Below are 23003 nucleotides of genomic sequence, written 5' to 3'. Positions count from 1 at the left end.
TCACTGCTGGCTATGTATATTCATGTATGAGATGGATAACCACACTTCAAAGCTATAACGTAAACACTACAATCTCAAACGTTTTTTTTATATGGTACAATAATTGTACTCTTAAAAATACCCCTGGTGCCCCCACTTCCCCCAAACGCAATACACCTTTTTTTTGACTAATTAGTTAACTACTCGTTAACGAAAATAAAGAGTGCCAAACACGTATAACCATTCCCGGATGTAGTTATATTTGCGCTGGCAGCCCGAAAGGACAAGGGTTGTAAATAAATGCAAAACAGTTTTTTTAGTTAGGATCCCTTATTATATTTGTAACATATCCAATGCAGGCTATACCACCAAAATCGAGTATGTATGACGAATGGCAAGCATGATCAGGGCATGTACAATGGCACTGCATTGCCCGCGATAGAATTACGCGAGTTAGTGCTTTTAAAACGGATGCTGTTATTCACCCATGAAGATGAAAAGTATTTGCAACTGGCAGGTAGTATCCTCTCCTCACAAACAGCTGCTTTACTGGATAAATGGTACGAGTATATTCTGACTAATGATTACCTGTCACATTATTTTACGCAAAACGGGCAGCAGGATATCAATTATATCAAAGACCTGCAACCACGTTTTGAAAGCTGGATAAACAGCTTATGCTACCCGCCACAAAATGAAAAATGGCTGAAGTATGAGCAATTAATCCATCAGCACTATGAAGGAAAGCCGGTGACCGAATTCAATATGACCAGTATACCCGCTACTTTTTTCCGGTACCTGGTTACATTTATCTATCCGGCCACCGCATCTGTCAGAGCGTTTTTAACTAATAAAGGGCATCATGCCCCGGAAGTCGACAAAATGCAACAGGCCTGGTTCAAAGCAGTATGCCTCAGTGTAATACTCTGGTGTTACCCTGAAACCCAGCCTGCTAATCAATCATAAATATATCCTTACCGATCAATCCATACCTAAAACCAATCCCCTATGGAAGTAGCAGTTTTTGACACTTATGTAAAGAAAAAAGATGGTGGCTTAATGCATTTTGATATTATTGTAGCTGCCGATACGCACTATGAAAAAGTACTTCACTTTGGTAAAGCTTATTTAAGTACAAAATCTCAGGGCTCTCAGCCTATTTCAGCTAAAGAATGCCGGTTTTGCCACCTGGAAGAAGTGGTACCCAACTGGAAGCGGAAAATTGAACAACAAGGTTACTATATCTACGAAATGGAAGGATGTCACTAATATGTTATTTCCTGCCAGCACAAATTATTGTAACTTGCCTGGCTATACCTTATTCAACAGCAGGAAAGAAAAATTATGGGGAGAAAATCCACATTTGGCCCCGAACAACAGGCAACCAATACTTCCAGTAAGATAGTAGCTGCTTTAGAACGGCTGTCGGAGGTCTTTCGTGTATTATTATGGGATAATGCCAAACAACATGGTATCAGCCCTATACAGATACAGGTGCTTACCTTCCTGTTACATTATCCTGAAGAACAACGAACCATCACTTTTCTGGCTGCCCATTTTAATATGACCAAAGCCACCATCAGTGATGCGGTAAAATCGCTGGAAGCCAAAAACTACCTCATCAGAAAGGTGACCGCTACCGATACCCGTAGCCATACCTTACATCTCATTAAAGCCGGAAAAGCATTGGCTAAAAAAGTGGAATGCTTCGCATACCCGCTGCAAAATACACTGAGCCTCACCTGCTCAAAAGAACAATCAGCCTTATTGGAGCATTTACTACAGCTCATTTTTAAACTTAACCGGGAGGGAATCATTACGCCACAGCGGATGTGCCTGAATTGCCATTTCTACACACAGAAGGGGGGACATTATTGTAATCTGGTACCCTGCAAACTCAAAGCAGCAGATCTTAGGGTAGACTGCCCCGAATTTCAGTTTCCGCAATAAAATATAAGAGAAGAAATATAGTTGTACTGAACAATACCAGTCAGGCAGCCTTATCAGGCTTCACCGCGCGTGCTTCTCCACCAGCGTATACCCAGAAATGCAATAATAGCCAGCGGCATAAAAGCCAGGTAAAGAATACCATTGTTCAATCCGGTAGCAGGGCCCTCACCTAATTGCTGCGCAGTTTTAGTACACAAGGAACACTGTGCCATCAGGGAAGAGCTGGCCACTAACAACACCAAAGTAAATAACGGCAACAATAACTTTTTCATGGTAAAACAGAATTGCTATGCTAAGTTACGAAATTTGACCGGAGCAGCTATCCATAATAAGGGGAAATCATGATATACACGATCACACCGGTAATTGCTACATAAAACCAGATAGGCCAGGTATAACGGGCTATTTTACGATGACGGACAAAGTCAGACTGAAACCCACGGAGTAAAGTAAATAATACCAGTGGTACAATCACTACCGCCAGCACAATATGCGTCAGTAAAAGAAAGTAATAGGCATACCGGGAGGCGCCTAACATCGCTTTCTCAGTAGCATCCACTATACCATCATGATTAATATCTCCGAAACGGGTAGATTCTGTAAAGAAATGATAGGTAACATAAGAGATCAGGAAGATAACAGACAACCCTACTGCAATAAGATTGGTTACCTTATGGGCCTTAATGTGTCCGTTTTTAATAAAGTACAGGCTGGCCACTAACAATACAGCGGTAGCAGAATTCAAAATGGCGTGAAACAAGGGTAATATCCTGACATCAAAGCCGGCATGCATTTCCGGACGTGGCAGATAAAAGAGTATCGCTACAACTACCGGTATTACAACGGATACAATCGCTATAGGCAGGTTAAGGTTTTTGTTCTTTAATTCCATGATCCTGAAATATTAAATGCTAATAAAAAAGCTATGAGCCATGAGCCATCAGTTTCGGGGTAAAATAAGTACTGCGCTTAGCAGCCTTGTCCGCAACTGACAACCAGTAGCTCATAGCTTCCTCGTATCATCAACTACCGGAAACCAGTCCTTTTAAAAACTTCAGGAAACCGGGTCGTTTTTTCTCTTTCTCCAAATGCAACACCGCGATATCATTAGCACATTGGCGGACTGCATTGGCGTCCAAACCATCATAATATCCACGGATATGTCCGTTTTTATCTATCAGGATCAGCTTTTCCGTATGAATAAAATCATCCGGGCCGCCATCTCCCTCCGTAACACTTACAAAAAACTCATGCCGGGCCAGATCATAAATCTCCTTCTTATCCCCGGTTAATAACCACCAGTTGTCCGGGTTAATCCGGTGATCATAGCCATACTTCCTTAACCGCTCTACAGAATCTCTTTCCGGATCTACAGAAAAAGACAACAACTGCAGTAAAGTGTCATTCTTTACATAGGCCTCCTGTATTTTCTGAAGATTTGCAGTGAGTTTAGGGCAGATACTCGGACAGGAAGTAAAAAAGAAGTCTACCAGCAACACCTTTCCTTTCAGGTCATCCAGGCTAACCTTTTGCCCTAACTGATTGGTCAGTTCAAAATTGCCTATTTTATGGAAAACCGTATCATATTGCGTTTTGCCATCTTTCACAATGGTGTCAACTCTCTCGGGGATATAGTAACGTGGTATAGGTACAACATTCTTACCATAATGATCCACAATCAAATATCCAGACAACGGCACCAATATTGCCAACATCAACCCTAAAAGCGCTTTCCGAGAAATGATACGTAAATTTAAAAGGTGAAGGAATTAGTGATGTCCTGCCTCGTTAGTTACAGTAGTAGTTTGTACTGGTGTACCCGGAGCCAGGTCTTTTTTCATGTTTTTCCAGGAATCTCCATCTGCCAGGAAGGCAATGATGAACCATACAAATAACAATAAAGGAATCATGATCGTTAAAATCAGGTTCTTTATTTCATGGCGTAAGTGCATAAATTCAGCCACAATGTAAAATGCCTTTACTATTGTTAAACCGATGAATACGGAGTTCAGTACCAACCGGCTGGGGAAGCCTGTTTCCAGATGTAAAAAAGCCAGTCCCACTTCCACAACTGTTACACCTAACAGGATCCAGAACGTTCTCCAGATGCTTTTGGTAGATGAATCAGTATGCCCATGTTCTTCGTGCGCTACTGCAGTGTCTGTATGTGCCATTACGAGTTATTTAAAACGCTGTTGCTTAAAAATTAGCGGCGGGCCAAACCGGCAGTTTTACCCGCTGCTGTGAATATCCTGATTATTAAATACTTCCGGTGATCATTTCCCGGCTTTATCCGGGCTTACTTCTCTACAGCTTACAGTAAGTAGAAGCAAGTGAACACAAATACCCAAACTAAATCCACAAAGTGCCAGTATAAACCTACTTTCTCCACCATTTCATAATGACCGCGGTTCTCGTAAGTTCCTTTCAGTACGTTAGCCAGAATAATAATATTCAGAATTACCCCCGAAGTTACGTGTAAACCGTGGAAACCGGTAATCGTGAAAAAGAAGTTGGTAAAGTTTGTTCCGGCAGGTGTTCCATCCAGGTTGTTGAACGGATTACGGCCCCACCAGGCACCTTGTTCGTGCAGGTGCATCCATTCCCATGCCTGACAGCTTAAGAATGCAATACCCCCAATAATGGTCCAGATCATCCACTTGGCCACATCTTTCTGATTCCGGAGCTTACCGGCATGTACTGCCAACACCATGGTCACAGAACTCATGATGAGGATAAAGGTCATTAAGCTCACAAATACCAGTGGCAAGTGTGCATGCCCCATGAAGGGGAATGAATGGAATACTTCGTTGGGATCAGGCCAGGAGGTGCTTGAAAAGCGGATGGTGCCATATGATATCAGCAAAGCGCCAAAAGTGAACGCATCTGACATCAGAAAGTACCACATCATCAACTTGCCATAGCTCACATTAAAGGGAGAATATCCTCCACCCCACCATTTTTTCTTCGCTGTAACTGCTGTATCCATTGTTAGTTTTATAAATTTTTATAAAGTTTATCGGGCGATACTTAAAAATATTAACAGGTAAATCCACAAAACATCTACAAAATGCCAGTAAGTGGCTGCCACTTCAATAGGCACCGCACTATAGGAACGTATCCTGGTTCTGTAAGCCCTGGCAAACATCACCAGTAAAGCCACCACACCACCTAATACGTGCAGGATATGCACGCCTAAAATAACATAAATAAAAGAAGCTGACACCGGCCCATCCAGCGGTAATCCGGAGGATGCCATCTGCTTGAAGCCCATTACCTGGCATACTGCAAATGCTACTCCCAGAAAAGCTGTCAGCGTAATCAGTTGTTTATACCGTATCATATTGCGCAGCTTAAACTGCTTCAATGCCAGATGTACGGTTAAACTACTGATTAAAATAATAGCGGTAGACAACCAGAAAATATGCGGCAATTCAAATGCCAACCAGTTTGCCTGTGCTCTCTTCACAACGTATGCGCTGGTGAAGCCAATGAACATCATTGTCATGCTTCCCATTGCAATCCACAGGGAATACTTGTGTGGATGTATTTTTTTACGTTGTACGCTCATTGTTTGCATCACTCCTCCAATTACTTTTATACTTTATCAAACAGGTAAGCCAGCTGCACCACCATCAGGTAAATATAAGACCCGAACATCAGCTTGCGGGCTGCTACCGCATCACATTTCCGGTATAAATTAATAGCACGGAACAGGAAAAACATACCGGCGGCAATCGCAATAATAGCAGATACCGGTCCGGTCAGTTTCAAAAAATAAGGCGCTACTCCTGCTGGAATCAGTAATAAGGTATACATAGCTGATTGCATGGCAGTAAACTTGTTAGGTTCACCATTTGCCGGCAACAGCTTAAAGCCTGCTTTGGCATAATCCTTATACGCTAACCAGCAAATAGCCCAGAAATGAGGAAACTGCCATAAAAACTGTATCGCAAATAAGGCCCAGCCTCCTTCACTCAGTTCATTAGCACCTGCTGCCCATCCGATTAATAAAGGTAATGCGCCAGGAATAGCCCCCACCAATACTGCCAGGGAATTCCATTTCTTCCAGGGAGTGTATACAAATCCGTATATCACCAGGGATACCAGGCTTAATATAGCACTCAGCCAGTTAAAGGCCACTACCATAATGACCAGCCCGCCTATGCCAGTTATAACCGCCAGGAAAATAGCCTCGGTATCGGCCATCCGGCCGGCAGGTAATGGACGAACTGCGGTACGCGCCATCAGCTTATCCGTTTCTTTCTCCCAGATCTGATTAATGGTATTCGCTGATCCTGATACCAGCAATCCTCCTGCAAATAATAAAAGAACTTTGATCAAGTTAAACTCCACTCCCGGCACCAGTAAGTAAGCAACTACAGAAGAAAATACCACCATGAAAGTTAAATTAAACTTCATGAGCTGGAAATAATCCCTGGCCTTGCTGGCTACTGCATACGACGACGACAACTTTATGGTGTTTTCTTGCAACATGTTTTTCATTCGATGGTCCATGGTTTTAAATCATGGACCATCTTATTTAGCTTTCTTCACTTTTTAAACTTCTACCGGCTGCAATCCGCCATCCAATTAGTGCTTGGATTCGTCTGCAGAAACAGGCACAGTTTGCGGAATGAAATCCTTACCGTCTTTACTGTAATCATATGCCCAACGGTGTACTTCCGGAATTTCACCAGGCCAGTTACCGTGACCAGGATGAATAGGTGTAGTCCACTCCAGCGTAGTAGCATTCCATGGATTGGTAGTGGTTAACTTACGTCCTTTGAAAATGCTATAGAAGAAGTTGAATACAAACAACAGCTGTACTGCAAACACCATGATTACCACATAACTGATAAACTGATTCAGCCCGTTGAACTGTTTGAACGATTCCCAGTTGGAATAGTCATAATACCTTCTTGGCATACCTGCCATACCTTCGTAGTGCATAGGCCAGAAGATCAGGTATGCACCTACCAGCGTAATCCAGAAATGTATGTAGCCAATCGTGTTGTTCATGAAACGGCCATACATTTTAGGGAACCAATGATAGATACCCGCAAACATACCAAAGAATGCAGATACACCCATTACAATATGGAAGTGTGCAATTACAAAGTAAGTATCATGCAGGTGAATATCAATGGTAGAGTTACCTAACCAGATACCTGTTAAACCACCGGAGATGAAAGTGCTCACAAAACCGATAGAGAACAGGGCCGCCGGGGTAAACCGGATATTACCTTTCCAGATGGTGGTAATCCAGTTAAATACCTTAATCGCCGATGGTACCGCAATCAATAACGTTAACAGTACAAAGAACGCTCCCAGGAACGGATTCAGACCTGTTACGAACATATGGTGCGCCCATACTACAAACGCCAGGATACAAATCGCAAACAGAGAACCGATCATCGCCAGGTAACCAAAGATAGGCTTGCGTGAGCTGATGGCCAGTACTTCAGATACCATACCCATGGCAGGGAGAATGATAATATATACTTCAGGGTGCCCCAGGAACCAGAACAAGTGCTGGTACAGAATGGCGCTACCACCTTCGTTAGATAATACCTTTCCGGCTACATACAGGTCAGACAGGTAGAAACTTGTACCGGCATGACGATCAAACAGTAACAGGATAAAACCGGATAATAATACCGGGAAAGACAATACGCCCAGGATAGCAGTAAAGAAGAATGACCAGATAGTTAATGGTATTTTGGTCATCGCCATCCCCTTGGTACGCATGTTCAGAATAGTAGAAATATAGTTCAGACCACCCAGTAACTGAGACACTACGAACAGTGCCATACTGGTGAGCCAGAGATCCATACCTATTTTAGAACCGATAGAAGCATCTCCCAACGCACTGAGTGGGGGATAAGCTGTCCATCCTCCGGAAGCCGGACCTGTTTGTACAAACAGGGAAGCCATCATTACCAGGCTGGCCAGGAAGAAGAACCAGTAGCTCAGCATGTTCATGAAAGGAGAGGCCATGTCACGGGCACCTACCTGCAAAGGAATCAGCAGGTTCGAGAAGGTACCGCTCAGACCGGCAGTTAATACAAAGAATACGAGAATGGTACCGTGCATGGTAACCAGGGCATAGTATGCCTCGGCAGTGATACGACCACCTTTCGCCCAATGGCCTAATATAGATTCCAGCCATGGAAAAGTCGCATCAGGAAAGCCCAATTGCAAACGGAACAACACAGAAAAGAAGGCACCAATAATCGCCCAGATAATCCCTGTGATCAGGAACTGCTTGGCAATCATTTTGTGGTCCATGCTAAACACATACTTCGAAATGAAGCTGTCCTCATGATGGTGTTCATGATCGTGATGATCATGCGCTACCGCGCCGTGCTGCATTACCTCCTGCTGACTGTGCAATGTTGCTTCGTGACTCATAATCGGTTCGGTTTATTATTAAACTGATACACGGGAAGTATCTTCGTTATCAGTTTGTCTTTTAATTTTAAATGTCCTCCGTCAAAAAAACTTTATTTCGCTACACAAATTTACTGCTTACTTGTTAGCAGCTACTGCTTTTTGTGTACTATCAGCTGCTGGTGCGGCCGGAGCAGCAGTGGCATGTGCCAGATCATACTGCGACTTTTGTTTAGCTGCCCATGCATCAAACTCTTCCTGTGTTTCCACTACAATCACCGCTCTCATGGAATAGTGACCGGAACCACACATCTGATCACAGGAAATTTCGTATACGAAATCCGGATTACCGGTCTTTTCTTTCATTTGCTTGGTAGTATACTTAGGTGTAAACCACAGCGTAGTAGGAATACCAGGTACAGCATCCATCTTTAAACGGAAGTGAGGTAAACCCACGTCATGAATTACATCCTGAGAACCAATGATCAGTTTCACCGGTTTGTTTACTACCAGGTGCATTTCGCTGGACATAATATCATCCTTGTTCAACTGGTCTTCCCAATCCTGGCCTAATGGGTTACTGCCTGCTGCATCAATTTTCTTGAAATCTTTGCGGCCCAGTAAACCATCTTTACCTGCATAACGGATCATCCAGTTAAACTGCTTACCTGTAATTTCTACGATAGCAGCATCTTTAGGTGCTTCAGATGTAATCTGAAACCAGTGCTTTAAACCAAAAGCCACCAGAATGGTTAATGCAATAGCAGGTATAACAGTCCAGATCACCTCCAGCTTGTTATTGTGCGGGAAATAAAAGGCTTTCTGGCCTTCACGCTCCTGGTATTTATATGCAAACCAGAATAAAAGAATCTGGGTAATTACAAATACAATTCCGGTAATTGCTAAAGTCACATAAATCAGGGTGTCAATACCTTCTCCCTGCTCAGAAGCAGAGTCGCCCAGTATCTTTCCCTTTAAAATGTCATTACAGTAGTAAACACCTACTAGCCCCAGGACCAGAAATGCAATGAGCAAAAAGCCGTTTATACGGTTACTCTGCTGACGCGACTTCTTTTCTCCCTTCAATATGGACACATATTCGCTCGCCTTCGCAATCTGGAAGATGACTATGAATATGAGAACAACAACTAAGACTGCTAAAAATCCTGACATTGCTATATGAAATAATTAAGTTATCTAATGCTTTTTGTTGTTTGCTTCAATCTCCTTTCGCTCACCTTTATTAAGTATGATGAACAATACTTTCTTTCAGATAAGGGTGATTTTTAGGTGTTAATGATGCTTTAGCCAATTGATTAGCTACCACTAACATGATGATTCCAACAAAACCAGCTCCTAATCCCAGTTCATACCAGGGGAAATGCAGTTCGTGCACAGTGCCCGGCATTACCATCTGATAAAAATCCATCCAGTGACCTGCTACAATCAATGCTGAAATGAAAGCCATGGAAGTATAGTTACGCTTTGGATCACGCTTCATCAAAAACAACAGTGGCGTAATAAAGTTAATCAGCAGGTTCAGGAAAAATATTGGTCTGAAAGGTCCCCAAACACGTGGCTGGAAATAGGTTGTTTCCTCAGGTATGTTGGCATACCAGATCAGCATATATTGTGAGAACCAAAGATAAGTCCAGAAAATGCTGAATGCAAATACAAACTTACCCAGGTCATGCAAGTGCTCTTCATTTACCAAAGGCAGGTAACCTTTGCTTTTCAGGTAAATCACAAACAGGGTGATCAGGGCCATCCCTGATACAAACGTACTGGCAAAAGTATACCAGCTGTACATGGTAGAATACCAGTGTGCATCAATACTCATTAACCAGAACCATGGGGTAGTAGAACCCACTGTTAATACGAAGATTACGATAAAACCACCGCACCATACTGTGTTTCTCCACAGGATTTTACGGCCGGTTTCAGGACGCAGGTCCCAGCTATCTTCTTCTATAGACATTCTCCGCAACTTAATGGTGAAGAAGCACCATGCACCAATCGTTAATATGGTAGCTACTATAAAGAAGCTCTTGTTGAGGAACGCAGATTTCCAGTTCAATACCCTGTCTTCTGCAACGTGATGTGCATTTACCCAGTGGTAAATATGTTCTTTTTCTCCCAGCGCCAGTATCAGCAGCACAATCAGTGCAATACCGCCCAGTACGGGAACTGCCATGGAAATAGCCTCAGGTACACGGCGGAAGGCCATCTGCCAGCCACCATGTGCCAGTGTGGTAACACCAATAAAGAAGGTGCTGGCCAGGGTAATCAACAAAAAGTAGGTGCTGTTCTGCAACAGGCCAGCCCAAAAACGGGTAGCATGTTCGCCCTGGAAGGCAAATAACCCGATCAATAAAGACAGCAAGCCAATGCCCATTAACACGAAACTAATCGTTTTTAATCTTGCCGGAACTACAAATTGGTCTTTCATTACTGTATATTAAAATACTTGTTTGAAATTCAGTTTAACTTAATTATTTAGCTACAGTGCTATCTGCTGCGGCTGCCGGAGCAGTTGCTGCAGGCTTTGCACCTCCAGGTTGCATACTTTTAATATATGCGGCCACTTTCCAGCGTTGCTCTCTGTCCAGTTGGCTGGCGTAGCTACCCATCATGTTATAACCATAAGTCATTACGTGAAACAGGCGGCCTTCTGAGTAATTAGCTTTAGCGCCACTTACCAGGTTGGCTGGTGCTGCAGGGTAAGGACCGTCCCCACCTTTATACAACGGACCATTACCATCCAGTTTAGTGCCATGGCAGATGCCACAGTAAATATCATACAGACGCTGACCTTCTGCCAGATCCATCTTGGTAAGGGTCAGCGGATTCTTAACACCATTGGCCAAAGCAGTATCTGCTTCTTTCAGGTGGTAAGGCAACAGCTCCCCTCTCTTCACAGTTCCTTCCACTGGTTTCATTCCTGCCAAACGGGCATCATAAAACTCATATGCCCTGGATTCATACATATCTGGCATATAGATCTTACCGGGCTTTCTGTTATCCTTGCAAGCTGACAGGAAAGCTCCGCTTATCAAAGCAGCTGCAATCAATATGTTGGAAGTCCTTTTCATGTTTCATCAATAGATTTAATACACTTTTTTCTTTTCCTGCTTACGCGTTCACCGGCTCCGCTGGTGCAGCATAAAATTTATCATCACGGTCAAAACGGCCATACCACCATCCGGTTTCTGCACGCTGCTCGTGAATTTCTGTTGCCCCAACACTGGCCAGATAGCTCTTCACTTCTTCCGCATTGGTTTTGCTGGTCAGCTCTATCGCCATTACAAACTTATCGTCTGTCTGACGCGGGTGAAAGATATGTTTCTTTACAAACGGTGCTAACTGGCACAGATAACAAAAAGTAAGTACCATACCTACCGCAGAGAACAATACTGTTAACTCAAACGTAATAGGAATAAACGCCGGTAAAGGAAAATGTGGTTTACCGCCAATGTTCAGAGGCCAGTCAGTAGTAAATACCCAACCCATGAAAGATAATGCCGTAGTAGTACCGGTAATACCATATATAAAACCGGCTGTATGCAGGCTGGTTTCCCTCAGGCCCATGGCATGATCCAGGCCGTGTACAGGAAAGGGAGTGTATACATCGTGAATCTTGTACCCGGCAGTGCGTACTTTCTTTACCGCCGGAAACAACACCGCCTCATCATCAAAACAGCCTACAACAAAATTTTTAACAGCCATATGTTGAAAAATTCAAGTTCCTAAATTAATTACCAATTCAATGTTTGCCATCCGCAGCAGACTGATGCTTACCGCTGCTGTCTGCTATTAATGTGCATGTACATCATGCGCAAATTTCTCCGGGCTCTCTTCTTCATACTTCACCATACCTTCCTTGTAGTTCTCACCGGAAGTTTTCAGCACATGCTTGATTTCCGCTACTGCAATTACAGGGAAGTATTTGGCAAACAGGAAGAAGCAGGTAAAGAACAATCCGAAAGTTCCCAGGTAAAAACCTACTTCCGGCCAGGATGGACGATAGTAAACCCAGCTGGAGGGCAGGTAATCACGATACAGGGAAGTACAGATGATTACAAAACGTTCAAACCACATACCGATGTTTACAATGATAGACATTACGAATGTTACCATCACATTCCTTCTCATTTTCCGGAACCAGAACACCTGCGGAGAAATTACGTTACAGGTCATCATGATCCAGTAAGACCAACCCAACGGACCTGCTGCACGGTATTTATAGAAAGAGTCGAATTCATATGGTACCGCAGAATACCAGGCCATGAATATTTCTGTTAAATACGCACAACCTACTATCGAACCGGTTAATACAATCACCTTGTTCATGGCTTCCATGTGGCCAATAGTGATATACTCTTCCAGGCTCAGTATTTTACGGGTAATGATCAGCAACGTTTGTACCATCGCAAAACCGGAGAAGATCGCACCAGCCACAAAGTAAGGAGGGAAGATCGTAGTATGCCAACCGGGAATTACAGAGGTAGCAAAGTCAAAGGATACTATCGTGTGTACAGAAAGTACCAGTGGGGTAGATAACCCTGCCAGTACCAGGGAGAGTGCTTCATGACGCTGCCAGTGCTTGGTAGAACCAGTCCAGCCAAAAGAAGCTACACCATATAATAATTTACGCAACTTGGTTTTAGCCCTGTCACGCACACTGGCGAAGTCAGGAATCAAACCAGAGTACCAGAATAATAAGGATACCGTAAAGTACGTAGAGATCGCAAATACGTCCCACAACAGGGGAGAGTTGAAGTTCACCCACAAAGGTCCGCGGGTATTAGGGTAAGGCAATACAAAGAATGCCATCCATACACGACCCATGTGGAAAATCGGGAACTGACCCGCACACATTACCGCAAAGATCGTCATCGCTTCTGCTGCACGGTTTACCCCGGTACGCCATCCCTGACGGAACAGCAACAAGATAGCGGATATCAGTGTACCGGCATGACCGATACCTACCCACCACACGAAGTTGGTAATATCCCAACCCCAACCTACTGTTTTGTTCAGATTCCACACCCCTGTACCCCAATAGACTTCCCAGGTTACAGAAAATGCGCCAAATAATAACAGCATTATTGAAATGGCAAAGCCTACATACCACAGTTTACCAGGCTTGGCCTCAATAGGACGGATAATATCCTCCGTAACCTGGTGATAATCCTTAACCCCGTCTACTAAAGGTTCTCTCAGTGTGGATTCGTACTTTAAATGCATAGTTCTTTAAGCTTTAGCTGCTAGCTTCTAGCTACTAGCCCTTTTCTATTTTTATAATCTCTAATTCTCTGATTGCCGCTTCAACAGCGCCTGACAATTACCTGCCAAGCCTGTTATGCGTGATGTCCTTCTTCCTTGTGAGCTTTTTCTGCCTTAGGAGCCGCGTCTTTATTTCTGATCTTGGCCAGGTAGCTGATAGAAGGTAATACGTGCAATTCTTCCAGTACATAGAACATCCTGTCGGTCTGCTCTACATTACGGATCTTGAATATTTCACTCTCCTTATCATTTACATTACCAAATACAATCGCATCTGCACCACAAGCTTGCTGACAGGCAGTTTTTGCTTCACCGTCTTTCAATGGACGACCAGCTTTCTTGGCAGCCAGTTTACCATCCTGTAAACGTTGTACACAGAAAGAACATTTTTCCATCGTACCACGGCTACGTACCACCACATCCGGGTTCAGTACCATCCTGGTCAGGTTATCATTCATATCTGCTACATCATACAGGTTATCTGCGAAGCTATCTGCACCGTTCCAGTCTCTCCAGTTAAAGCGACGTACTTTGTAAGGACAGTTGTTCGCGCAATAACGGGTACCGATACAACGGTTATATGCCATCTGGTTCAAACCTTCAGAACTGTGGTTGGTAGCTGCTACCGGACAAACGTTTTCGCAAGGTGCATTATCACAATGCTGACACAGCATCGGCTGGAACACTACTTCCGGATTGTTTTCATCTCCGCTGAAGTAACGGTCAATACGGATCCAGTGCATTTCATGCGCCAGGATCACCTGCTCTTTACCTACTACTGATACGTTATTCTCCGCCTGACAGGCAATGGTACAAGCACCACAACCAAAGCAGGTGTTCAGGTCAATAGACATGCCCCACTTGATACCAGGATAAGGATGATCAGGATAAAGCGTGCCATCCTTACGGAAGTCAGCACCATATTTTGCCAGCTCAGCCCTGTCTTCATTTACTTCTTTAGGGTTATGGATAAACTCCTGTAAAGTAGTTTCCTTGATGATAGGACGACCTTCGTAACTGTTGTGTGTTTGTGTTAAACCAACTGGGTAAGATGCGCCGGTGGCTTCTACAGCAGCATCGGCAGCAAAGTAATCCCGGTTAGTGCCGTTAAAGCTTACAAAAGGATAAGCGTTTTTACCGATTTCACCGGCTGCTCTACCTGTATGCTTGCTACGGCCATATCCTACTGCAATGGCAATTACGTTAGGATGCAATCCCGGTACAATCAGTAACGGTAATTCTATTTCCTTGCCATTTGCTTTAATTTTCAGTACTTTCTTATCAGCATGGATTTCATAATCATCTCCCAGCTGCATCTTGAATTCCTTAGCCAATGTATTGGATACACAAGCGTAGTTATCCCAGGTAGCACGGGTGATAGGATCAGGCATTTCCTGTAACCAGGGATTGTTAGCCAGTTTACCATTACCGATAGCTACTTTTTCATACAGTACCAGCTCATATTTACCACCTTTCTTAGCACTGCTGATCTTAGCGGCAGCACCAGCTACATCTCCGGCAAAGGAAGCACCACCTAATGCAGGTGCGGTAGCAGGCTCAATAACACCATCCTGTAATGCCTTATCCCATGCTTCCTGTCCGCCTAATTTGCTGATCCAGGAACCTTTCAGATACTCCACCCAGGTAGTGGGGTTAGCACTCCAGGTAAGTAAAGTATCTTCAAAAGCACGTGTTTTAAACAACGGTGCAATGGTAGGCTGTATGAAACTGAAATAGCCGGTTTTACCTTCCACATCACCCCAGCTTTCCAGGAAATGATGATCAGGAGCGGCATATTTACATAATTCGGAAGTTTCGTCTTTTCTGTCGTTAAAGCTAACAGAGAGCTTTACTTTTTTCACACCTTCTGCAAACTTCGCAGCGTCATGATAATCGTAAGCAGGATTAGCGCCATATACTAACAGGGCACCAATGCTACCGGCGTTCATATCGCTTACCAGCTGTGCCATATCTCCATCAATACCCTGACGGTAATTGGCAGTAGTGGCCCAGTCAATGGTAGTACCGTTTGCACCTACCAGGTTGTTGATGGCATTAACGATCAACTGTACGTTTACATCATTAGAACCGCTTACTACCAGTGCTTTACCGGCATTTGCCTTCAGTTCTTTTGCTGCTTTCTGGATACCATCCGCTACACGTTTGTCAGCAATAGCAGGCGCACTTACCGTACCACCTACTGCTGCCAGCAATGCTAATGCGATAGCGCCGGTTTCAGAAGGAACGTGTGTATATCTTTCGTCTGCATTGGCACCGGTAAGGCTCATCATGCTTTCAAACTGGAAGAGCTTGCTCATCTCAGGTTTCTTCGCATCGATCTTACGGGTTTGTGCAAACTGACGGGAATATTCAGCAGGGTTGATCCAGGTACCTAAGAAATCTGCTCCCAGGCTCACAATAGCCTTTGCATTTTCAAAGTGGTATCCGGGAATCGTTTTTTTACCATATGCCAGTTCGTTGGCCTGCAGCATACCGGAATGTGATACGGCATCGTAGGTAACGTGACGGGAATTTGGATATTTAGCCAGGAACTCACCAATTACTTTTTTGGTAGACGGGCTGATAATAGTTGAGCTTAACAGTACTACGGGAGCACCGCCTAAACCTGCCAGTGCTGCAGCTACCTGCTTGTCCAGTTCTGTCCAGGTTGTTTCGCTGCCGCTGATAGTAGGATAGCGTAAACGGGCTACATCATACAGCGCCAGTACAGATCCCTGTACTTTGGCAGTAGTAGCACCCTGTGTAACGGAAGACAAAGTATTTCCTTCTACTTTGATCGGACGGCCTTCACGGGTCTTTACCACTAATGGCACATATTCTCCGTCTACAGCGTAAGTAGAAGCATAATAGTTAGCAACACCAGGAGTAATCTCCTCAGGCTTATTTACATAAGGAATCGCTTTCTTAACTGGTATTTCACAGCTGGCAGCAATAGTAGCGGCTGCTGTAGTAAAACCAAGGTATTTCAGGAAATCCCGGCGGGGGGTAGTGGCATTCAACAGGCTCTCACTCTCAAATGGCAGTTCTTCTCTGAATTCGTTATCCACAATTTCCTTATGTGCATTGGTATTGTGCAACTCCTCCAAGCCTTTCCAATACTTTTTTTGCTCCATGTTATTTATTAACGAGTTACGATTTTATAAAATTTGGTTTCTCGATGCTGAGATATTCAAAACAAAGAATTTGCGGATGAAGTTACCCGCAAATTCCAGTTATTATTAGTAGTGACATTTTTGACATTCAGTACCACCCACCATTTCTACAGTCACGCTGTCTATCTTGTGATTCTTGACATCTTCGTGGAACTTCTCAAATATGCTGTAGTACTTGTTGTCGTTGAACTGAACTTTAGTAGTACGGTGACAGTTTACGCACCATCCCATAGACAGATCAGCAAACTGATGTACTTCGTCCATATCCTGAATAGCACCATGGCAGGTTTGGCATTGTTGTTTTCCGGCTACCACGTGTTGGGAGTGATTGAAGTATACGTGGTCAGGCAGGTTGTGGATCTTGGTCCACTCAATAGGCTTGCCGGGTTTGGTATATTGATTCACAGCAGGATCCCATCCTACGTGCTCATACAATTTATGAATCTCTGCAGTACCATCTACTTTCTTACCTTCTGCAGTGAACAGCTGAGGACCGGTGTATTCATTCACCGCCTTGTGACAGTTCATACAGATGTTTTCAGAAGGAATCATAGCATGCTTGCTCTTTTCAGCGCCAGCGTGGCAATACAGACAGTTGATCTGGTTAATACCTGCGTGAACCTTGTGAGAGTAGAAGATCGGTTGCTCTGGCATGTAGTCTTTCTGACGCCCCAGGCCAATAGCTCCATTGATAGTAAAGTAACCACCTACTATAAACAGCAGCAGTATGCAAAGCGCAATGTATGCCTTGTTCTTGTAGAAAGGTACTGGTTCTACTGTTGCTACACCTTCCTTGTCAGCAGCCAGCTTGTTCAGATTGCTGTTGATCTGCATCAGGATCAGTGCTACTACTGCCAATACCAGGGTAATGATGCCAAACAGCAGGCTGTTGTCACCACTTTCCTTGGCAGCACCGGCACCGGCTGCACCAGCTTCAGGCTTGGCACCTCCAGGTTCCTTGGCTCCTTCTACAGCGATGTAGGCCAGGATGTTATCAATGTCCTCTTCCGATAAGTTCGGGAAAGGAGTCATGGCGAGCTTATTATACTCGTTAAACAGGTTGTTTGCATAAACATCACCTGTAGCCAACACTGCAGCGGAGTTATGGATCCATTGGTGCAATAATTTCTTATCAGACCATCTCTCTTCCACTCCTTTAAGGGCAGGTCCAGTCAATTTCTTGTGGACATTATGGCAGGAAGCACAATCTTGCTGAAACAATGCTTTACCCTTCGCAGGGTCCGCTGCCTTTAAGGTAGAAGAGAGTAATACTAGACCAGCGCATAGGATAAGCACACTCACAAAATGCTTGCGCAAAAGAATGGAAACACGACGATACACAGCCTATATAGTTTAGATTTGACCTAAAGTTTCTTAAAAGTGCCCACAAAAATAAGACAGAATGTTGACAATTTATCAACAATTAAAAAAATTTCTTACTTGCAGCTATGCCTGTTTTTGACTATAGGAATAGGAGGCCTGTTACATGAATGCCGGCTCATGGCTCATTAGACGATCTCAGATAATTCTCATGTTACCGAATCTTAAATATATCCACCGGCGTTATTATTGCTTTTAAACACACCTATCTATAAATAGTGCGCATATAATATGGTGTAACAAGTGTAGTATTTTGGCAAAAAATGATACTTAATTCCATTTTTACTTACTTCCCAAAAATACTTATCTCCTCTTTCGGTAAAATTATTGGATACAGAATAGTGGTCTTCAAAGAGGATGCTTTATAAATATATGCCTATTTTTGATATGCGCACCCCGGTATTATACTTTGATTGTTTTACCACCATATATAACCTCTTAAACACCTGGAATGTTCAATTCAATGCTTAAAAAACCAGCTTATGTTATATAGAATATCTTGCATATCTGCCATTTTGTTCCTGTTTGCAGCCTGCCAATCAGGTACCCCCGGACAACAAAACCAGGATAGTATTCCTGCCAGTACTTCCACCCCTGTTACCACTACTGCAGGTGAACCTGTTACCGGCAGCTACCAAGGTACCCTCCCCTGCGCAGATTGCCCCGGCATCGATTATCAGCTCAGCTTATACGAGGATAGCTCCTACCAGGCTATCACCGCCTACCAGGGCAGGGGGAATAATATTGCAGAAGTCACCACCGGCAAATGGACCCAGGCTGCTGATACCGTCCTGGTACAGGATGGTAAAGTAATCCGCCGCTTTTTAGCCGGCGCCCATCAGCTTACCCAGCTCGATGGCTCCGGACAGGTCATTACCGGTGCCCTGGCGTCCTATTATATATTAAAGCATGTGGAAGGGGGAGGTAACCATACTTATCTCCGGGAAAAGGCCCAATCAGGTGTCAGCTTCATGGCCAATGGGAATGAGCCGGGATGGAGCCTGGAAATCAATAAAAAACAACTCCTCTTCCGTAACATGAACGGGGATTCCCTGTCGGCCCCATTACCAGCTGCCAACCCCAATACAGATACACTCAAAACCTATACCTCCGGCAAACTGAAGGTCAGCATCCGGAATACCATGTGTATGGATGATATGAGTGGGTTCATGTCCCCCTGCTCCGTTCAGGTAGAAGCGAATGATAAAACTTACCGCGGATGCGGACAATATATTAAATAAACAATACCCTATCACCGGATGCATCCGGTGACAGGGTAGCAACATGAAGGCTGCGGCCATCTGCCCGATACAATTCCTGGGACACCTCATATTACGGTGTTCCCAAGTCCCGCTGCCCGGCATAAGATTACCTGACCGGCAGCTTCCCCACTGTCAACTAAAAAAACTACTTTTGCAGCTGTTCAAAAAACTGCATCTACTTTGAAAAATATTGCCATTTTTGCTTCAGGCACAGGGAGTAACGCACAAAAAATCATTGACCATTTCAGACATTCAGATAAAGCGCGGGTAACCCTGATCCTTTGCAATAAACCCGGCGCAGGCATCCTGCAAATTGCAGAAAGGGAAGGAATTGAAAGCGTTATCATCGAAAAGGAAAAATTCTTTCACTCAGATACTTATGTACAGCTGTTGCAGCAACTGCCGGCAGACCTGATCGTGCTGGCAGGTTTTTTATGGAAGGTACCAGCCAACCTGGTACAGGCTTTTCCTGACCGCATCATTAATATACACCCTGCACTGTTACCAAAATATGGTGGTAAAGGTATGTACGGTCACTTTGTACATGAAGCAGTGGTAAATGCCGGAGAGAAAGTAAGTGGTATTACCATTCATTACGTGAATGAAAAATATGATGATGGTGCACCTATCCTGCAGGAACGTTGTGACATTACGCCAGAGGATACACCGGAAAGTGTAGCACGTAAAGTATTAACCCTGGAACACCACTGGTATCCTATAATTGTGGAACGATTATTGTCTTAGATTGCAGGTGGGCCCCAGGCCAGAACCCGCTGTGCTATCACCGGATAATCCTTACAACTGTATGAGAAAAGCGCTACTACTCCTATTGCTATGCTGCTTGTATAACCTGCGTGTTGCTGCTCAGGAGGCACCACCTCCCTTCCACAGAAATACCTACATCAAGGTAAATCCTACTACGCTTATTAATGAACTGGACCTATATATTGAACAGGAAATCAGCCCAAAACTTAGCCTGGAAGTGGGCATCAGCGGTATATACACCGACTACCCGGATTATGTGCTGGCCAAGAAAATAGATTTTGGACAAAAGAAACCCGATATCAGCACCGAACAGTTTGTGGATGGCAGGGGACTAGGATTCCGTGCCGGCTTGCGGGTATACCTCATTTCACGCAATACCAATCCTTCCAGGGCAAGTGGTACCTACTTTGAACCAATATTGTTCTATAAAAAAGTATTCTATCCCAACCAGGATTTCCATTTCAATAATGCTACCTACACGCAGTCGGCCGACAAAAACGTCTTTGGCCTCCAGTTCCTGATAGGCCGCCAGTTTACCAAAGACAAGTTCCTGCTCGATCCTTTTATTGGTGTAGGCATAAGGAGCAAAATCTACCAATACACTTCCTATCATGATAACAATGGCCAACTGCAGGTCAATGACGGCAGACTGGTAAGTGTACTGCCCAGTCTGCACCTGGGTATCAAACTGGGATTAAACCTGAAGTAAACCACTGCATCGTATAATAATATTACATGGGAGGAAACGGATCCTCGAAATAAGCACCACCTAAATAATCCAGTATCTCATGCCGGTTGCACAAACAATTATCCAATTCCTGGGTAATGGCTGCGATATCCAACGACTGCCCGATAATAACAATCTCATTATAACGGTCGGCAAATACCTTATCCCAACGTTGTGTAACCAACTGATACGTTGCTTCATCCAAATGCCATTCCTTTCTGGGAATCGTACACCACCAGTTCCCCGCCTTTTCTGCCCGCAGAGAACCACCCGCCTGGCTCCAGTTAATGGCAATGGCCGGCCGCGAAGCAATCCAGTATAATCCCTTACTGCGTATAATATTCGTAGGCCAGCGCTCATTCAGATAATGCCAGAAACGGATGGGATGAAAAGGGGCCCGGCTCCGGTACACAAAAGAAGTAATACCATACTCCTCAGTTTCAGGAATATGCTCCTCTTCCAATGCTGCTATCCATCCTGCACTTTGTGAGGTGGTTTCAAAATCAAACAATCCCGTATGCAAGATCTCTTTCAGGGGTACCTGCCCTTTCACCGTTTCTATAATGTTGGCACTGGTATTCAGCTTCCTGAGTACCGCTTTTAACAGGTCCAGCTTTTCCCGGTCTACCAGATCACATTTATTCAATAGAATCACATTGGCAAATTCTACCTGGTCAGTCAGCAGATTCACGATAGTCCGCCTGTCTTCCATATCCGCAGTTAATCCCTTCTCCAGCAGCAGCGCCACACTATTATAATCAGACAGAAAGTTAAATGCATCTACCACGGTAACCATCGTGTCCAGCTGGCTCACCGGGCTCAGATCAATGCCATTGTCTGGGTCCTGATAACAAAAGGTTTGTGCGATAGGCATAGGCTCTGATATGCCGGTAGACTCAATCAGCAGGTAATCAAATTTATCCTGCCCGGCCAGCTGCTCTACCTCCTTTAACAGATCTTCCCGAAGGGTACAGCAAATACAACCATTACTCATTTCCACCAGCCGCTCTTCGGTTTTATGAAAGGTATGTTCCTGCTTTACCAGCCGGGCATCAATATTCACCTCACTCATATCATTCACAATAACAGCTACCCGCATCTGCTCACGATTATGTAATATATGATGGAGCAAAGTCGTTTTGCCCGCCCCTAAAAAGCCACTTAATACAGTAACCGGTAGTTTTTTCATATGCCTGTTTTTATTGAAGGCAACAAAACTACAAATTATTTGCAACAATGTTGCACATAAATACATACTACTAAAATGCAACCGATACTATGGGTCGGCTCTCCTTCCCCTCAACAAGATAAAACCGGCTTTCAAATAGTGTAAAAAACAAATGCATAATACCCTCATCAAGCGCTGGTTCAAATAATTGAAATCATAAATGATGGCCCTCATTCAAATGTGTACTACCTTTGCATATTGAATTAAACAAAGGAATAGTGCTATGTCGAAGAAGGCCATTTTTTATATCGTTTTTTTTGTGCTGCTAAGCGCCGCTTTTTTAGGCTATGCCGGCTACACCATTCTGGGTGAAAGAGGTTCTTTTTTTGGAGTGGAAAAACTACCCGTACTGGGCACTCCGGGGCATGAAATACAAGGCTTTTCCTTTACCAACCAGGCAGGGAAAACGATCACCAATGCTGACGTAAAAAACAAGATCTATGTAGCGGAATACTTTTTTACTACCTGTACAGGTATTTGTCCCAAGATGAATACCAACATGAAAAAAGTATACGAGGCATTCAAAAACAATCCCAACTTCCTGATCCTGTCCCATACCGTAGATCCGGATCACGACAGTGTACCCGTACTAAAAGCATATGCTGAAAAATATGGAGCAGATGCTAAAAACTGGTGGTTCCTCACCGGCGACAAAGTGAACCTGTATAAACTGGCGCGGGAAAGCTACCTGGTAGATGATGGTACACCTTCCGGAGCAGAAGATTTTGTGCATACCCAATGGTTTGCACTCGTAGATAAAGAAGGCCGTGTACGTGGCCTGTATGAAGGCACCAAACTGCCGGATGTATACAAACTCATTAAGGACATAGAACGCCTGATGAAAGAGTAAATTTTTGATC

23 protein-coding genes are annotated in these 23003 nt (G+C 44.0%); 7 read left to right on the top strand and 16 right to left on the bottom strand.

Going from position 1 to position 23003, the window contains the following annotated elements:
* Positions 1–363: 363 nt before the first annotated feature.
* The 3 genes from ABR189_RS19360 (at position 364) to ABR189_RS19350 (ending at position 1929) form a co-directional block, all read left to right on the top strand.
* Positions 364–945 carry a protoglobin domain-containing protein gene (locus ABR189_RS19360; RefSeq protein ID WP_354662119.1) on the top strand — a complete coding sequence of 194 codons (582 nt, stop codon included), beginning with the start codon at positions 364–366 and terminating at the stop codon, positions 943–945.
* Between the two features lie 42 nt (positions 946–987).
* Positions 988–1248, top strand: coding sequence for a DUF2024 family protein (locus ABR189_RS19355; protein WP_354662118.1), 261 nt, complete (start codon positions 988–990; stop codon positions 1246–1248).
* Between the two features lie 75 nt (positions 1249–1323).
* Positions 1324–1929, top strand: coding sequence for a MarR family winged helix-turn-helix transcriptional regulator (locus ABR189_RS19350; protein ID WP_354662117.1), 606 nt, complete (start codon positions 1324–1326; stop codon positions 1927–1929).
* Between the two features lie 53 nt (positions 1930–1982).
* On the opposite strand, the gene ABR189_RS19345 is transcribed toward ABR189_RS19350, so the two are convergent.
* The 15 genes from ABR189_RS19345 to ABR189_RS19275 form a co-directional block, all read right to left on the bottom strand.
* Positions 1983–2201, bottom strand: coding sequence for a hypothetical protein (locus ABR189_RS19345; protein WP_354662116.1), 219 nt, complete (start codon positions 2199–2201; stop codon positions 1983–1985).
* A 47-nt stretch (positions 2202–2248) separates the two neighbouring features.
* Entirely contained in the window at positions 2249–2821 is a 573-nt protein-coding gene (locus ABR189_RS19340; protein WP_354662115.1) for a DUF420 domain-containing protein, read from the bottom strand.
* 130 nt (positions 2822–2951) lie between these two features.
* On the bottom strand, positions 2952–3623 hold the full coding sequence (locus tag ABR189_RS19335; RefSeq protein WP_354662114.1) for an SCO family protein: 672 nt from the start codon (positions 3621–3623) through the stop codon (positions 2952–2954).
* Positions 3624–3698: 75 nt separating this feature from the next.
* A complete protein-coding gene (locus tag ABR189_RS19330) occupies positions 3699–4103 on the bottom strand; it encodes a cytochrome C oxidase subunit IV family protein (protein ID WP_354662113.1) in 405 nt (134 codons plus the stop codon).
* Positions 4104–4243: 140 nt separating this feature from the next.
* Positions 4244–4918, bottom strand: a complete 675-nt coding sequence (locus ABR189_RS19325) for a cytochrome c oxidase subunit 3 (RefSeq protein WP_354662112.1) — start codon at positions 4916–4918, stop codon at positions 4244–4246.
* 27 nt (positions 4919–4945) lie between these two features.
* Positions 4946–5509 (bottom strand): cytochrome c oxidase subunit 3, encoded by a 564-nt coding sequence (locus tag ABR189_RS19320; protein WP_354662111.1) that lies wholly within the window; start codon positions 5507–5509, stop codon positions 4946–4948.
* A 17-nt stretch (positions 5510–5526) separates the two neighbouring features.
* Complete coding sequence (cyoE, locus tag ABR189_RS19315; RefSeq protein ID WP_354662110.1) at positions 5527–6435, bottom strand: heme o synthase; 909 nt, start codon at positions 6433–6435, stop codon at positions 5527–5529.
* An 87-nt stretch (positions 6436–6522) separates the two neighbouring features.
* Complete coding sequence (locus ABR189_RS19310; RefSeq protein ID WP_354662109.1) at positions 6523–8343, bottom strand: cytochrome c oxidase subunit I; 1821 nt, start codon at positions 8341–8343, stop codon at positions 6523–6525.
* Positions 8344–8460: 117 nt separating this feature from the next.
* Complete coding sequence (locus tag ABR189_RS19305; RefSeq protein WP_354662108.1) at positions 8461–9495, bottom strand: cytochrome c oxidase subunit II; 1035 nt, start codon at positions 9493–9495, stop codon at positions 8461–8463.
* A 70-nt stretch (positions 9496–9565) separates the two neighbouring features.
* Positions 9566–10771, bottom strand: coding sequence for a quinol:cytochrome C oxidoreductase (locus ABR189_RS19300; protein WP_354662107.1), 1206 nt, complete (start codon positions 10769–10771; stop codon positions 9566–9568).
* Positions 10772–10814: 43 nt separating this feature from the next.
* The gene (locus ABR189_RS19295) at positions 10815–11414 is read right to left on the bottom strand and encodes a c-type cytochrome (RefSeq protein ID WP_354662106.1); all 600 of its coding nucleotides are present in this window, start codon (positions 11412–11414) and stop codon (positions 10815–10817) included.
* 40 nt (positions 11415–11454) lie between these two features.
* Entirely contained in the window at positions 11455–12048 is a 594-nt protein-coding gene (locus ABR189_RS19290; protein WP_354662105.1) for a DUF3341 domain-containing protein, read from the bottom strand.
* Between the two features lie 87 nt (positions 12049–12135).
* On the bottom strand, positions 12136–13569 hold the full coding sequence (nrfD, locus tag ABR189_RS19285; RefSeq protein WP_354662104.1) for an NrfD/PsrC family molybdoenzyme membrane anchor subunit: 1434 nt from the start codon (positions 13567–13569) through the stop codon (positions 12136–12138).
* A 113-nt stretch (positions 13570–13682) separates the two neighbouring features.
* On the bottom strand, positions 13683–16742 hold the full coding sequence (locus ABR189_RS19280; RefSeq protein ID WP_354662103.1) for a TAT-variant-translocated molybdopterin oxidoreductase: 3060 nt from the start codon (positions 16740–16742) through the stop codon (positions 13683–13685).
* Positions 16743–16847: 105 nt separating this feature from the next.
* Positions 16848–18122: a c-type cytochrome gene (locus ABR189_RS19275; RefSeq protein ID WP_354662102.1), complete on the bottom strand. Its 1275-nt coding sequence runs from the start codon at positions 18120–18122 to the stop codon at positions 16848–16850.
* Positions 18123–18643: 521 nt separating this feature from the next.
* Here ABR189_RS19275 and ABR189_RS19270 point away from each other — a divergent pair.
* From ABR189_RS19270 to ABR189_RS19260, 3 genes are all read left to right on the top strand, one after another.
* Positions 18644–19402 (top strand): copper resistance protein NlpE N-terminal domain-containing protein, encoded by a 759-nt coding sequence (locus tag ABR189_RS19270; protein WP_354662101.1) that lies wholly within the window; start codon positions 18644–18646, stop codon positions 19400–19402.
* A 201-nt stretch (positions 19403–19603) separates the two neighbouring features.
* Positions 19604–20167 carry a phosphoribosylglycinamide formyltransferase gene (gene purN / locus ABR189_RS19265; protein WP_354662100.1) on the top strand — a complete coding sequence of 188 codons (564 nt, stop codon included), beginning with the start codon at positions 19604–19606 and terminating at the stop codon, positions 20165–20167.
* 61 nt (positions 20168–20228) lie between these two features.
* Positions 20229–20897: a hypothetical protein gene (locus ABR189_RS19260; protein WP_354662099.1), complete on the top strand. Its 669-nt coding sequence runs from the start codon at positions 20229–20231 to the stop codon at positions 20895–20897.
* Between the two features lie 22 nt (positions 20898–20919).
* Here the strand turns inward: ABR189_RS19260 and ABR189_RS19255 are convergent, their stop codons facing one another.
* Complete coding sequence (locus tag ABR189_RS19255; protein WP_354662098.1) at positions 20920–22104, bottom strand: GTP-binding protein; 1185 nt, start codon at positions 22102–22104, stop codon at positions 20920–20922.
* Positions 22105–22366: 262 nt separating this feature from the next.
* On the opposite strand from ABR189_RS19255, the gene ABR189_RS19250 reads away from it, so the two are divergent.
* The gene (locus ABR189_RS19250; RefSeq protein WP_354662097.1) at positions 22367–22993 is read left to right on the top strand and encodes an SCO family protein; all 627 of its coding nucleotides are present in this window, start codon (positions 22367–22369) and stop codon (positions 22991–22993) included.
* The last annotated feature ends 10 nt before the right edge of the window (positions 22994–23003 follow it).

The sequence above is a fragment of the Chitinophaga sp. H8 genome (assembly GCF_040567655.1).
GTDB classification, from domain to species: Bacteria; Bacteroidota; Bacteroidia; order Chitinophagales; family Chitinophagaceae; genus Chitinophaga; species Chitinophaga defluvii.
This window is presented reverse-complemented; position numbering and strand designations above follow the sequence as displayed.